Consider the following 14,813-nt stretch of genomic DNA (forward strand, 5'->3'; position numbering starts at 1 on the left):
TGTTATTGGAAAAGGCAGAACCAATGAATCATTGGTTTCTGCTTTTTTCTGTGATTCTACAGCTAAGTGGGAGGAATACATAATGGTTAAAACGTATAGCATCTTATTTTTTGTCATGATGACGTGGGGATTTAATGTGATTGCCATTAAGTTTTTAGTTTCACAAGTTAGCCCGATTTTGATTACATCTTTACGATTATTCATCGCTAGTTTAGTAATATTGCTCATTCTCACATTGATGAAGCGAAAGAAAATAAATCAGAAAATCCCATGGAAAAGTGTCTCTATCGCATGTTTCTTTGCAGTCGTGTTGCATCATTTATCACTATCTATTGGACTTCATCAAACAACAGCGGTAAAAGCAGGGATTATTTTAGGGCTGGGTCCATTAATTGCTGCACTACTAAGTATTCTTCTTCAAATTTCTCCGATTACCCCAATGAAATTATGTGGATTTATACTTGGGACAATTGGTGTTGTAATGGCGGTGTTAAATAATGGTGGTCCTCTTACAGTTTTTCAATTAGGGGACTTATGGATTTTCGTAGCAGTTTTAGCTCAAATTATTGGGATATTTATCATCAATAAGATTTCTGTTTTAATCGATCCACTAAGATTAACAGGAATCATTATGTTCTTTGGTTCCATTGCATTATTTGGTATTAGTTTAATCGTCGAAAATGGTTCAATTGTTCAACTATATGATATTAATCTACATTATATATGGATCTTCATTTATTCCTGTCTCATTCCAACTGCCATCGGTCAATCTATTTATAACATTGCAATAAACAAGGTAGGTCCTGCAGAAACAGCTATTTTCATTAATGTGAATACGATTTTCGCTCTTATCGGAGCAGCGATTTTTTTGAGGGAGACAATCATGCCAATTCAAATCTTTGGATGTATACTCATTATATTAGGTGTGATTATAGGTACTAGTGGATTAGATATCGGGAAATTAAGAAAATGGATGATAGATAGAAAGATAAATAAAAAGGTGGAACTAGATCAATTAACAGATACATTAGAAGACAAAATTACTGAAAACAAACATAATATAAATAATTCGAAATAAAATTATATATATAGTCAACCTATCATTCTACTAGAAGCTATGGTAAAAATAGAGTAGGGGTCAAACTATTTTGGAAGGAAGTAAAGAAATTTTGTTTGAAACACTACTGATTAATTTTTTGTTTTTACTTATTCCATTTTTGGTCTACTTTGTATTCTTCGAAACAAAAAATTTAAAGAACTTTAAACTGATTCTTACACTATTTGCAACGATTACAATGATTTTATGTATGTCTTATCCAATACATTTACAGAGTGGATTTATATTTGATTTACGATATATCCCTTTTGCGATTATCACTCTCTATTTTGGATACAAAAATGCACTTATCTCATATATTATCTTGAATCTATATCGTTTTATTATTGGAGGAGAGGGAATTATTCAATCTTTCCTTTTTTCAACCATCATATTCATAATAATCGCAGTGCTAAGTGGTAAGTATAGACAGTTAAAAGCGAATAATCGTGTATTTTTTGCTTCAATGGTTGCCTCATTTACAATGGTGGTTTACTTAATTACACTCAGTTTTCAAACACCGATGAATAGAGAATTTTATATTTTATCGATTAATGCTATTGGAACTCATCTCATCTTAACAGGAGTTATGGTCAGTCTAATTGAACGTGTTTTGAGCAATTTAAAAGAACGTGAACTATTTATCCAATCAGAACGGTACCAAGTAATTAGTGAATTATCGGCAAGCGTGGCACATGAAATACGCAATCCACTTACGGCAACACATGGTTTTTTGCAGCTACTAAATGATTCAGAATCGATTCCTTCTAAGGAAAAGACTTATATTGACTTTTCTTTGAAAGAATTAAACCGTGCAGAAAACATTGTCAGTGATTTTCTAAGTTTCTCAAAACCACAATGTGAAAATGTTATAGAAACTGATTTGCAAAACGAAATAGAATATGCCTTAAATATACTTAAGCCGTACGCTAATATGCATAATGTGAATTTTCAATTTAGATTTGAGAACACGTTAAATATAGCGTTAGATAAAAGTCAAATACAACAGTGTTTGATCAATTTAATTAAAAATGGAATTGAGGCAATGCAAGGCCATGGTGGAACATTAACAATCAACACAACCAATATTAAATCCAATATCGTCTTGAAAATAAGTGACACAGGCATTGGTATGACAGATGAAGAAATAGAATCTTTAGGCAAACCATATTACTCAACCAAAAAGCAAGGAACGGGACTGGGGATGGTTATGGTCTACAATGCCATCAACAAAATCGGAGGAACAATTATTGTGGAAAGCAAGAAGGGGAGCGGAACTACCTTTAATATTGTGATTCCAGTTTAGTTTAAGATTAAGTAAAAGCCACTATTACAAATTATTTGTAATAGTGGCTTTTACATATTAAAAATTAATCTGATTGGAATCGTACAATGTTTATTGGGTTAGTCCTTGTAAAAACTGTGTTATTTACATGTTAATAAATTTTTATCTAGTAGGAATAATTGAGATAAAAAAAGAATAATAACTTTACGTGTTTTTGAAGAAGAATACCAAAAAAACATTAAAAGAAGTAATAAACTTTCTTTAGATGGTTGTTATTTATATTCCAAAATCTTCTTTTATTTATTGATATTTCAAAAAATATTATTAGAACAAGTCTAACGACTTATTATTTGATGGTATTTAGAACAAAATCAAATAGGAAAATTGGTGGAAAAGGTTATTTAGAAAACCAAGAAATAATTAAGGTATGGCCCTTTTAGAAAATCTAACTTTATTTAGTTGTAATTTATTCAAATAAATATCTGCTTAATTTGTGTAAAGAGGGGGGATTGTCATTGGAATGAATACTGATTGTCATGCATTTCGTAAGTTCATAGAAGAAAATGAGGAATTTTTAAATAACCCACTGATTAAAGATTTTTTATCCCAAAAAGAGAATTATCAATTGCTGAAAATGTCTATTTGTCACCCAACCACTCAAAATAAAGATTTAGTAGATCAAGCGTTTCGTGTGTATTATTTTACTATTCGAATGACTTCTTATATTTCAACTTCCCTTTACTATCATGCTATAAACTTTGATAAGAAAATCCGACAACTAAATTATCGTTTTCCAGTGATATTGGATCGACCAGTTAAAGAAGATTCAGAGCTGGCTTTAAAAGACTTAGCTATTTATCATGAAGATTTTGAAATACAATCTGACATAATTCTAGATTATATATCAGATCCAATGATTTATCAGGCTGTAAAGAGTCTAACGTTAAATCAACGAAATATTCTTTATCTTGTATATATCAAAAGTTGGACAGACATAGAAGTGAGTCAATATTTACAAATATCACAACAAGCTGTTTCAAAGTCTCGAAATAAGGCGATTAAGAAGATTAGAAAGCAGCTAAATATTAGCGTAGAAAATTGAACTCTTTATACTGGTGAAGGGGGAAAGTAGATGGTTGAAACTTTATATCAGTTGGTTATTAACTCAAAGGAAGACCAAGATGCAATCTTTAAGATATTAAAAGCTTTCAATCCTAAAATAAAAAAATCCCTACAACAAACAAGCTATCAAAATAGAGCAGATATAGAGCAAGAATTACAACTAAAACTAATAAATATTATTCAGATGTGTGAATTAGATGAAATAGATGGGTTCTGGGAATTTTACAATAAAGTAAAAAACTCAAATAAGAGTAGCAAAACATGCTAGTTTAATAATTCATTTAGAAACGTTAAACTAATGACATTTATTTCTTAGAAAAGGGGTGAAATCATGACGCCAATGGAATTTCCTCTATGGATTAGTATACTTGGAAATTTTGGTTTTCCGATTGCGATTACTTTCTACCTTTTTCTCCGCTTTGAAAAGAAATTTGAAAAACTAGAAGAAACGATTATGAATTTAAAAATGAAAGGGTAGAGTGAAATAATTGATGATCTTTTCGTTTAAATTAAAACAGTTAATATAAAAACAGCTATCTTCATTATCAAAGGATAGCTGTTTTTATATTGAGTTTATATTCAATAACTGCTATTTTCTTTAGAAAAATAAGCTGGGTCTCAAGTATACAATGAATGATTTAAGGGAATAATAGTACTTCATTTTAGAATTCTGATTATTATTGGAGGATGTAAAATGCAATTTCTAACGGGTTTGATTGAGCATTATGGATATATCATTTTATTTTTATCACTTATGTTAGAATTGATTGCCCTTCCAATGCCAGGAGAATTTCTGATGGGGTATGCGGGTGTACTTGTTTACCAAGGAAAGCTAAATTGGATACTTAGCATGCTAATCGCTGGCTTAGGAAGTAGTGCAGGTATGACTTTATCCTATTGGATTGGGTATAAATTAGGATCACCTTTTTTTCATAAATATGGTCATAGAATTCATATGGGTCCTGACCGAATTGAAAAATTATCTAACTGGTTTGGAAGATTCGGAAACAAATTGATCTTAATTGCTTTTTACATACCGGGTGTTAGACATTTTACTGGTTATTTCTCTGGCATTACGCGTATTTCTTTTCGCGCATATGCTATTTTTGCCTATATTGGTGCGTTTATTTGGACAGGAACATTTATCACACTCGGTAAAGTATTAGGGCCACAGTGGGAGCAGTTCCATACATCGCTTAAAAAATACCTCTTCGCTTTCAGTATTATTTTCATTATTCTACTTGTGATTATTTACGTTTTAAAGAAGTACAGGGGTAATATCAAAGAATGGATACTTGGGGCATTAAGTAGAGGAGTACAACGAACGCATTCTATCAGAAGAACCAAGTTTTTCATCGTCACGATGGCATTCTTTTTGTTAGTATTCATTATTTCCATAACTAGTTTAAGCGAAGATTACTTGCATAATGAATTCAATCGATTCGATACAATTGGCATTACTTTAGTTATGAAAATTTTTGATGAAAGGTTTACACCGTGGATGAGCTTTTTGGGATTCTTTGCTTCAGTTAAAGTAACAATCCCTTTAGTAATTTTCTGTTTTGTATGGATTTTGGTCAAAAGTAAAGAGCGATTGCTAGATCTATTATTTCTGATCCTTGTTGTCATTGGTGGAGAATTTTTTGAGGAAGGAATTAGGCGCATCTTCCATCATTTACACCCTGTTGCAAACGCAATATCTAATCAAAACTTGTATCTATTTCCTAGTGAACAAACTATGACAGCCTTTATTATATTTGGATTTATAGGCTATATCTTCGCTCGTTACATAAAACATCGTTTTCTTGATGTATTTGTTATTTTGATAAGTATCATGCTTGTCATTCTAATAGGCTTAAGTCGTATATACTTTATGCAACAACATCCAAGTGATGTAGTAGCCGGCTATGCATTTGGTGGCGTTTGGTTAAGTTTAAATATACTTGTATTAGAAATTTTCAGATTGTCCCGGAAAGGGGAATTTAATTAAGCGGTAGAGTTCAATAGATAAACGAAAAGGTCATAGATATATTTCTGTTTTGTAATAAAACAAAGATTTATCCATGGCTTTTTTTAAACAAGTTAACCCAGCTTTCAAACTTCCAATTGTTTGGATGCATCTTATTATTTTTCAAGATGACCTAGTTAATTTATTGTTAGACGAGAAATTATTTTGAAAATTTATTAAAATAGGAATATATTATCTAAAATGATTCAAATCATATAGAAAGAAGGGAAGACCTTGGATTTATCACCTTATAAAGAAATAATTAATCGCTTGCAAAGTAGAGAAAATGTGCTTTGGGAGAATCCGAAGAAATCAAATAACCCTGAAATAGATTCACAAATAATCGATGAAGCAGAAGAGAGACTTGAACGTTTTTCCCCATATTTTGAAAAAGTTTTCCCAGAAACAGCGATTCATCATGGTAAGATTGAGTCCCAATTACAACCAGTTCCACAAATGAAGGAAAATCTAGGTGTTGCAGGAAATCTCTTTTTAAAAAGAGATGATGCACTACCGATTAGTGGCTCAATAAAGGCACGTGGTGGGATTCACGAGGTATTATATGCTGCTGAGAAAATTGCGATAGAACACCAACTTGTTTCGGAAAATGATGATTATTCTATCTTTGCAACAGATTCTATAAAAAAAGCCTTAAGCCAATATACAATTGTTGTGGGTTCTACTGGGAACCTAGGCTTAAGTATTGGAATTATGAGTGCGACCCTTGGCTTTAATGTAAACGTCCATATGTCACATGATGCTAAAGAATGGAAGAAACAGCTATTAAGAAAGTTAGGTGTCAATGTCATCGAACATCATGGTGATTTTAGCCTAGCTGTAGATATTGGGCGACAAGAAGCACTTGGTGATCCGAATAGTTATTTTATTGACGACGAAAATTCAACTCAACTATTTGCAGGGTATGCAGTAGCTGGGAGAAGATTAAAGCAACAACTTGAAATACTTGGAGTTGTGATAGATGCGGATCATCCACTTTATGTCTATCTTCCTTGTGGCGTAGGTGGTGGTCCTGGTGGTGTGACCTATGGTTTGAAAGAAAGCTTTGGAGACTTTGTGCATTGTTACTTTGTGGAACCAACAGAGTCAGCATGTATGCTTTTAGGGATGGCAACGGGCTTACATGACCGTATCGCTGTTTCTGACATCGGCTTAACAAATCGGACAATAGCAGATGGACTAGCAGTTGGTCGTCCCTCTTCGTTTGTAGGAAAACAGATAGAACCACTATTAGATGGGATTATGACCATTTCAGATGAGCAATTATCAAATTATGTTCGCAAACTATACTTTGCTGAAAAAATTATTGTGGAACCTTCTGCAGCAGCAGGATTTATGGGGCTTAAACAATTACGTAATGCTGCACAAAATGAAAAAGCAACACATATTGTCTGGGCAACAGGCGGGAATATGGTTCCGAAAGAGGAGCAGGAGAAGTATATATTAGATTGATTATTTGAAAGAAAAATAAAGAATGGACCCTACCAAAAGTTACAAAAGTAGGGTTCATTTTTAATAATCATCAACAAAGAATTTAATAGTCAATTTAATAGTCTTCATCTTCAAAAATATTTGATAAAACTTCATTAATCTCCTCTAAATTAACTTTTTCAGTATCGTAATCATCTCCGAGCCATTCAGTAAGTTCTTGTTTTTCATCACTATCCGGGCCACTTAAGACTTCTAAGAGATGATCATAGCCGTAGATTCCACCACAATCCTCAGGGGGGCATGCACGTTTTGCTGAAATACAACGAGGTTTGAAGGGGTCAATTGAATCTAGATTTGGATATGGCAGGATTTTCTCTACTTCTACGGTATGCTCCCAATTATCCCCGAAATCATATGTATAGAGCAATTGATCTCCTTCTTTTGATAAGAATTCGCCTAATGCGACAATATCAGAATCAAGTTTATTGACATCATCAAATCCCCCTAAATCTATATCGCCTTCATCTTCTAGTTCAATGCTTAAATCTTTATAAATAAAATTGTATAGATGTGTGTTTGACCAACCCATTACAGCTTGAATAATCAGATGTAACTCATGGAAAGACATATAAGAATCTACCTGAATTCTTCTCCAAATTGGTGGCTTAGTACCTTTTAATGTAACTTTTAATTGGAGTATACCTTTTGCGTATGATAATTCTTCTTCTAAATGGTCAAATAAATCATCGTCCTCATTTTTAAGGTCTGAGGAGATTAGATTAAGAATGGAAGGGTCATATTTTATTTCATTCGGTAAATTCTTTTCAACCTTCCCTTGGCTAACAAATTCCATAATTTCTTCTAATCGTTGTTTATCTACAGAAGAAAGTGCTTTAAACACGGGTGACTTTTTAAGTTCCTGCAATAAATTCAGCACTAAAAAATCAATCACAAAAAATCACATCCCCTTCTCTTAGTAAAGTTTATTTAATTTTATCGTATATGAATATAGAATAGATTAAAAGAATATTAATGAATGATTTACAAAGTCTTTAATATTTACCCTATTTTCCTTGTGAAAAAACGATATCAATATTTTTAGGGGATTTTTCAAATGTCATCTCTTGCTATTTCCATTATTAGTTGATATTATGAGGAAGTTATGAGTTTTGGAAAGCGGTTTAAAGCATTCATCGATTTTCCAAGCAGATAATTTTGACCATTTCTATTTAGAAAGCGAAGGCAACGGTGTGCCAGGTCAAATGCCGATTGGCAACTTTTTCGTTGCCTTATTGATTGAGTTAGAAGCTCAAATTTTATAAGTTGGTTACTTTACAACCATGCAGCATATGCACATCAACTTGTGAAACGGTCAATAAGAGTAGTAAAAGTAATTATTTGCTATATAGACTCTGATCCTAAAATGATAGTAATGAAAAGCGTAACTCCATAAATCTGCCTTTATAGGGATAAATAACGATTTATAATTGCGTGATGCTTTTCTTTTGACGTTTCATATATCAAGAGCAAGTGATGCGCTTACATGCATTTCACTTGCTTTTTTTCTGAAAAAAAATTGTTGGGAGAGATTAATTATGGGTAAAGCTCTTGTAATTGGTGCCGGAGGAGTAGCTTCTGTTGCCATCCAAAAATGTTGTCAAAATAGTGAAGTATTTGAAGAGATTTGCATCGCAAGTCGTACAAAATCAAAATGTGATGATTTAAAAGCTAAATTAGAAGGCAAAACAAAAACAAAAATTACTACTGCAAAAGTAGATGCAGACAATGTAGATGAATTGATTGCTTTAATCGAAGAAGTGAAACCAGATATCGTGATGAACCTTGCATTACCATATCAAGATTTAACAATTATGGATGCATGTCTTGCAACAAAAACACATTACTTAGACACTGCAAACTACGAACCAGAAGATACAGCAAAATTTGAATATAGCTGGCAATGGGCATATCGCGAACGTTTTGAAGAAGCAGGCATTACTGCACTTCTAGGTAGCGGCTTTGACCCAGGTGTAACAAGTGTATTCTCAGCTTACGCTTTAAAACATGAATTTGATGAAATCGAATATATCGATATTCTTGACTGTAATGCTGGAGATCACGGCTATCCATTTGCTACAAACTTCAACCCTGAAATCAATATTCGTGAAGTATCTGCAAAAGGTAGCTATTGGGAAAATGGTGAATGGATAGAAACTGAACCAATGGAAATCAAACGTGTCTACAACTTCCCTGAAATCGGCGATAAAGATATGTACTTATTGCACCATGAAGAAATCGAATCACTTGCATTAAATATTCCTGGTATCAAACGTATCCGTTTCTTTATGACATTCGGTGAAAGCTATTTAACACACTTAAAATGTCTTGAAAATGTAGGCATGACTTCTATCGAACCAATTGAATTTGAAGGAAAACAAATCATTCCACTTCAATTTTTAAAAGCAGTTTTACCAGACCCTTCATCACTTGGTCCACGTACAAAAGGGAAAACAAATATCGGCTGTATTTTCCGTGGTAAAAAAGATGGAAAAGATAAAACATATTATGTTTACAATGTTTGTGACCATGAAGAATGTTACCGTGAAGTTGGCTCACAAGCCGTTTCATACACTACTGGTGTACCAGCAATGATTGGTGCCATGATGATTTTAACAGGTAAATGGAACAAAGCTGGCGTACACAATATTGAAGAATTCGATCCAGATCCATTCATGGATGCTCTAAACAAATGGGGACTTCCATGGAAAGAAAGCTTTGAACCGGAGTTAGTGGACTAATATGAAATTTGAAGAACTACCAACACCTAGCTTTGTAGTAGATGAAGGTCTTCTTGAAAAGAATCTTCAAATTTTAAAAGGCGTCATGGACCGTACTGGATGTAAAATCTTACTTGCGCAAAAGGCATTTTCTATGTATGAAATGTATCCACTGATTGGTAAGTATTTGAGTGGAACTGCAGGAAGCGGTTTATATGAAGCAAAACTTGGATCTGAAGAAATGGGAAAAGAAAATCATGTCTTTTCCCCAGCTTATCGTGAAGATGAAATCGATGAAATTATCGAATTATCTGATCATATCGTTTTCAATTCTTTCTCACAAGTGGAGAAATATCGAGATAAAGTATTAAGTGCTGGGAAAAGTATTGGGTTACGCATTAATCCAGAATGTTCAACACAGGTAGGACATGAAATTTATGATCCATGCGCTATCGGATCCCGTTTTGGCGTAACCATCAGTCAGTTCCGTCCTGAATTTCTTGATGGTGTATCTGGCCTCCATTTCCATACACTTTGCGAGCAAAATTCGGACGATTTAGCCACAACCCTTGATGCAATTGAAGAAAAATTTGGTCCATGGCTCTCTCAAATGGAATGGATTAACTTCGGTGGTGGTCATCATATCACAAGAGAAGATTATGATATAAAGTTACTTGAAGACTGTATTACACGAATCCAAAAGAAATATGATGTACAAGTTTATCTTGAACCAGGAGAAGCAATTGCACTGAATGCAGGTGTACTTGTAACAACTGTCCTTGATACGCTTCAAAATGGAATTGAGCTTGCCATTGTAGATACATCTGCATGCTGCCATATGCCTGATGTACTAGAAATGCCATACCGTCCGCCACTATTCGGTTCAGGCGAAAAGGGTGAAAAACCACATACGTATCGTCTTGGAGGGCCTACTTGCTTGACTGGCGATGTGATTGGTGATTATTCTTTTGATGAACCATTAAAAATAGGCGACAGACTTGTTTTTGGTGATATGGCCATTTATACCATGGTAAAAACAAATACATTTAACGGAATGGCATTACCAAACCTTGTTGTGAAAGACAAGGATGGAGATTGTCGTGTTCTTCATCAATTTAATTATCAGGATTTTAAGGAAAGATTGTCATAGATTTGTACAGAAGAGAGTTAACGAAAAATTCGTTAACTCTTTTTACTTTTTCAATGAAATTGTTGGCCCTAAAAGCAATTAACAATTTCAGGTAATATACTTTCTATTATTTTTAAAAAATAATAATTATATGTTAAAAATAGAGGTAAAATGATATGATTTTATTTTATGAGTAATAGGGAGGTTTTTATGGGTAATTTAGGGAATATTTTGTTCATTTCTTTATTTTTTATTATTACTTTCAATTCATTTGACATTAGAGAAAGGGCATATGCAGCAGACAAGACGATTAATCTTGGTTTTACTCCATTTGATACCGCAGTTGATTCAGATCAAGCGGTAGTCTATATGACTGATATCGGTAGTAAAGTGATTTATGCAGTGAATTATGAAACAGGTATTGTTAAGAGCTTGGAGCTTCCATATGCGGCAGAAAGACTTGATTTATATAAGCAGAAACTATACTTGACCCAAGTGAAAAGAAGTCACAATCGTAATAACGACGGACCATAGTATTGCAATCGTTGATACGGCAAATTTTAAATTAGATGAAGTGATGAAAGTAGAAGCTGATCCATATGATATCGCAATCGATAAAAAAGGCTTCATATATATTACGCAGGTTCCGGACAATTTTCCACGATAAAAATGTATTCTTTAAAGGATAAGAAAGAGGTAGTCAATAACAACAGACTTGCAAGTGTTTATCAGAGTCAAACCATTTATTATAACGAGAGGGATTCGAAGTTATATACAATTGATTCGGAGTTGAAAACGATGACCGTAATTGATAATACTCCACCCGCTGCACCCAAAGTTAATACTGTAACATCTTCATTTTATTGTTTGACCAATTTTCTTTAGTAAAGTAATGAAAGATTTACTATTTTCCTCGATCAAATACACCAATCACTTCTACTGTCTCCGTAACATTGACAAACGCATGAGGATCTATTTGGCGAACGATTTTCTTAACTTCTAATAATTGATAGCGAGTTATAACGGTATAGAGAATCTTTCTCGGTTCGCCTGTATAGGCACCTTCCGCGTCCATTATTGTGATTCCACGATGGAGATTTTTAAGCAAATAGCTCTTCATCTCGTCTCCTTGTGCAGTAATAATCATCAATGTTAGTTTGATATTATTTGTATGAATCATATCAATTGTCTTGCCTGTTGCGAAAATAGATACAAGCGTAAGTAATGCAGCATCCCAGCTAAAGATAAATCCTGATATCAAGACAACGATTCCATTCATCAAAGAGATAATCGAACCAAGTGGTAAATCTCGCTTTTTTGTTAATAACATCGCAACAATATCAAATCCTCCTGATGATCCGGAAGAACGGAAGATAAAACCAGCGCCAACCCCAACAATAACCCCGCCAAATAATGAAGCTAAAACAGGTTCATTGGTTAAGTCGTAAATAGGAATGATTAACAAACTTACAGAAAGTACGACAACCGACAAAATAGTGTAACTAATGAAATGTTTCCCCAATTTTAAAAATCCAATAATTAGTAGAGGTAAGTTTAATAAGAAATTTAATAATCCTGTATTTAAAGGCGTGACAATACCAAGCATCATAGCAATCCCGCTCAATCCACCGCTTAGAATCTTATGTGGAATTAGAAAGAAATTATAAGCAAATCCCATTAACATTGAACCAATCACGATTGTAATAATATTACGTATTTCCATTATTTTCATATTCCTTCTCCTTATTATTAATACCTTAAAAATCGGGTATAGATAAGATATTATTCCCAAATCAAGAGCAAATAATGATACTACATGATTGTGTTTAGAAATTGTTTAATTGGGAACTAATAAGAGAGTAGAGAAGAATTGAACCGATAACGTTAGTCGTCTGACCTTTTGGAATTTTCGAGTTAATTTTATTATTGCGACTAAATCGTAAAATATTGATTATTTTTACTCTTACATGTAATATTTTTAACAATAAACAAAATTAATCCTTGAACACAATTTTCTAATGATTCATGTCTGAATCATTTTTCAATTGTTGGAAATGTAAGGGCTTTTTTGTTGCTCATTTTAAAAGCCAGGAGTTGCTGAAATGTATTTTTTAATGAATATTTTGGGCATTTTTATCGTCATGGGAATTGTATTCCTTTGCTCACCCCGTAAGAAAGAGATTAAGTGGCGTGCCATTATTTCTATTATTATCGCTGAAGTGTTAATCACATGGTTTATGTTAAAAACGACAATCGGTGGTTGGATTATCAATAAGATTGCCGCGTTCTTTACTTGGTTAATCAAGTGTGCAAATGAGGGGATATCATTTGTATTTCCAAGTGCACTTGCAAACGAAAATGTGGACTTTTTCTTCAATGCTTTAGTCCCAATTATCTTCATCGTTACATTCTTTGATATTTTGTCTTATTTTGGTATTTTAACTTGGATTATTGATAAAGTAGGTTGGTTGATCTCTAAATTATCAGGTTTACCAAAATTAGAAAGTTTCTATTCAATTCAAATGATGTTTTTAGGAAACACAGAAGCACTTGCTGTTATTCGAAACCAATTAGATAAGCTAAGAGAACATCGCTTACTTACTTTTGGGATTATGAGTATGAGCTGTATTAGTGGCTCAATTGTTGGGGCCTACCTTTCAATGATTCCACCAGCATATGTTTTCTGCGCAATTCCGTTAAACTGTTTAAATGCATTACTTATTGTAAATTTACTTCATCCAGTTGATGTTCCAGATGAAGAAGATATTGTTTACAAACCAACAAAAGAAGAGAAAAAAGACTTCTTCTCAACGATTTCTAACAGTATGCTTGTCGGTATGAACATGGTCATCGTTATTACGGCAATGCTTTTAGGTTACGTAGCATTAACTGCTGCAGTCAATGGAATTCTTGGATTAATTGTCCATGGATTAACGATTCAAAAAATCTTTTCTTATATCTTTAGCCCATTAGCCTATTTGTTAGGTTTACCAACAAAAGATGCTTTATATGTTGCAGAACTAATGGGTATGAAATTAGCAACGAACGAATTTGTTGCTATGCTCGATTTAACGAAAAAAATACCTACACTTGCTCCGCATACTGTAGCGGTAGCAGCGACATTCTTAACATCATTCGCAAACTTCAGTACAATTGGTATGATTTACGGCGCATTTAGTTCACTTTTAGATGAAAAAAGATCAGCAATTATCGGTAAAAACGTATGGAAACTCCTAGTAGGAGGTATTGCTGTTTCATTATTAAGTGCTATGCTTGTTGGGTTGTTTGTTTGGTAATTTTTAATATACAATGTAAGCCTCTAATCTCTAATAGGGATTAGAGGCTTTTTTTGTTTTACATCACTCTTATTGTGTATACCATCTGTAAAGTATGCTAAACAATTTTTTGTTAAGGAAACTTTACAGATTTTTTTATGAAAGAGATTGTTTCTAGTTGTATCAGCTAAATATCAATTGGCATGATTTTTGCAATAGTTACGAATAGGGGTGATGAAGATGAAATTTGATGAATTTGAAATTGGCCAAAAGTATGAAACAGCATCTTATAAGATGAATAAAGATGAAATCATTCAATTTGCTTTACAATTTGATCCGCAATATATGCATATCGATGAAGAAGAGGCTAGGAAAAGTCAATTTAAAGGGATTATTGCTTCAGGATTACACACGATTAGCGTCTCATTTAAATTATGGACGGATCTAAATGTTCTGGGTGAAGATGTGATTGCTGGAACGGGGATTGATAATTTGAAATTTATCAAGCCAGTATATCCTGGCGACGTACTCTATGTCACGGCGGAAGTGATCAAAAAGAAAATCAGAAAAGAAAATGGGGAAGTTACGCTTTTATTATTATCCTTTAAGAATGATGGAGAATTAGTGTTAAAAGCGGATATTTCGGCATTAGTAAAAAATTAAAAATGGAAA

At 33.2% G+C, this 14,813-nt stretch carries 15 protein-coding genes; 13 read left to right on the forward strand and 2 right to left on the reverse strand.

All coding sequences use genetic code 11. The features are described 5' to 3' along the window. Window positions 1-82: 82 nt before the first annotated feature. From ACWV26_RS07020 to ACWV26_RS07050, 7 genes are all read left to right on the forward strand, one after another. Window positions 83-1,078 (forward strand): DMT family transporter, encoded by a 996-nt coding sequence (locus ACWV26_RS07020; RefSeq protein WP_455897639.1) that lies wholly within the window; start codon window positions 83-85, stop codon window positions 1,076-1,078. 70 nt (window positions 1,079-1,148) lie between these two features. Further along, window positions 1,149-2,402 carry an ATP-binding protein gene (locus tag ACWV26_RS07025; RefSeq protein ID WP_455897640.1) on the forward strand — a complete coding sequence of 418 codons (1,254 nt, stop codon included), beginning with the start codon at window positions 1,149-1,151 and terminating at the stop codon, window positions 2,400-2,402. 499 nt (window positions 2,403-2,901) lie between these two features. Then, window positions 2,902-3,483, forward strand: a complete 582-nt coding sequence (locus ACWV26_RS07030; protein ID WP_455897641.1) for a sigma-70 family RNA polymerase sigma factor — start codon at window positions 2,902-2,904, stop codon at window positions 3,481-3,483. 30 nt (window positions 3,484-3,513) lie between these two features. Beyond that, complete coding sequence (locus ACWV26_RS07035; protein ID WP_455897642.1) at window positions 3,514-3,771, forward strand: helix-turn-helix domain-containing protein; 258 nt, start codon at window positions 3,514-3,516, stop codon at window positions 3,769-3,771. 63 nt (window positions 3,772-3,834) lie between these two features. Next, the gene (locus tag ACWV26_RS07040) at window positions 3,835-3,981 is read left to right on the forward strand and encodes a YvrJ family protein (protein ID WP_455897643.1); all 147 of its coding nucleotides are present in this window, start codon (window positions 3,835-3,837) and stop codon (window positions 3,979-3,981) included. Window positions 3,982-4,197: 216 nt separating this feature from the next. Further along, window positions 4,198-5,493: a VTT domain-containing protein gene (locus ACWV26_RS07045; protein WP_455897644.1), complete on the forward strand. Its 1,296-nt coding sequence runs from the start codon at window positions 4,198-4,200 to the stop codon at window positions 5,491-5,493. A gap of 252 nt (window positions 5,494-5,745) precedes the next feature. After that, on the forward strand, window positions 5,746-6,981 hold the full coding sequence (locus tag ACWV26_RS07050; RefSeq protein ID WP_455897645.1) for a D-serine ammonia-lyase: 1,236 nt from the start codon (window positions 5,746-5,748) through the stop codon (window positions 6,979-6,981). Between the two features lie 94 nt (window positions 6,982-7,075). Here ACWV26_RS07050 and ACWV26_RS07055 read toward each other — a convergent pair whose 3' ends face one another. Beyond that, a complete protein-coding gene (locus ACWV26_RS07055) occupies window positions 7,076-7,912 on the reverse strand; it encodes a plasmid pRiA4b ORF-3 family protein (RefSeq protein WP_455897646.1) in 837 nt (278 codons plus the stop codon). Between the two features lie 217 nt (window positions 7,913-8,129). Between ACWV26_RS07055 and ACWV26_RS07060 the strand changes: the two genes are divergently transcribed. The 4 genes from ACWV26_RS07060 to ACWV26_RS07075 all read left to right on the forward strand — a co-directional run bounded on the left by ACWV26_RS07060 (window position 8,130) and on the right by ACWV26_RS07075 (window position 11,400). Further along, window positions 8,130-8,282 (forward strand): hypothetical protein, encoded by a 153-nt coding sequence (locus tag ACWV26_RS07060; protein ID WP_455897647.1) that lies wholly within the window; start codon window positions 8,130-8,132, stop codon window positions 8,280-8,282. Window positions 8,283-8,555: 273 nt separating this feature from the next. Beyond that, window positions 8,556-9,758 (forward strand): saccharopine dehydrogenase C-terminal domain-containing protein, encoded by a 1,203-nt coding sequence (locus ACWV26_RS07065; protein WP_455897648.1) that lies wholly within the window; start codon window positions 8,556-8,558, stop codon window positions 9,756-9,758. Window position 9,759: 1 nt separating this feature from the next. Continuing rightward, window positions 9,760-10,887, forward strand: coding sequence for a carboxynorspermidine decarboxylase (nspC, locus tag ACWV26_RS07070; RefSeq protein ID WP_455897649.1), 1,128 nt, complete (start codon window positions 9,760-9,762; stop codon window positions 10,885-10,887). A 189-nt stretch (window positions 10,888-11,076) separates the two neighbouring features. Further along, window positions 11,077-11,400 (forward strand): hypothetical protein, encoded by a 324-nt coding sequence (locus ACWV26_RS07075; RefSeq protein WP_455897650.1) that lies wholly within the window; start codon window positions 11,077-11,079, stop codon window positions 11,398-11,400. Between the two features lie 370 nt (window positions 11,401-11,770). Here the strand turns inward: ACWV26_RS07075 and ACWV26_RS07080 are convergent, their stop codons facing one another. After that, complete coding sequence (locus ACWV26_RS07080) at window positions 11,771-12,598, reverse strand: YitT family protein (RefSeq protein ID WP_455897651.1); 828 nt, start codon at window positions 12,596-12,598, stop codon at window positions 11,771-11,773. A 370-nt stretch (window positions 12,599-12,968) separates the two neighbouring features. Between ACWV26_RS07080 and ACWV26_RS07085 the strand changes: the two genes are divergently transcribed. Then, complete coding sequence (locus tag ACWV26_RS07085) at window positions 12,969-14,162, forward strand: NupC/NupG family nucleoside CNT transporter (protein WP_455897652.1); 1,194 nt, start codon at window positions 12,969-12,971, stop codon at window positions 14,160-14,162. 219 nt (window positions 14,163-14,381) lie between these two features. Then, window positions 14,382-14,804 carry a MaoC family dehydratase gene (locus ACWV26_RS07090; protein WP_455897653.1) on the forward strand — a complete coding sequence of 141 codons (423 nt, stop codon included), beginning with the start codon at window positions 14,382-14,384 and terminating at the stop codon, window positions 14,802-14,804. Window positions 14,805-14,813: the final 9 nt, after the last annotated feature.

This window comes from Rummeliibacillus sp. JY-2-4R (genome assembly GCF_053847205.1).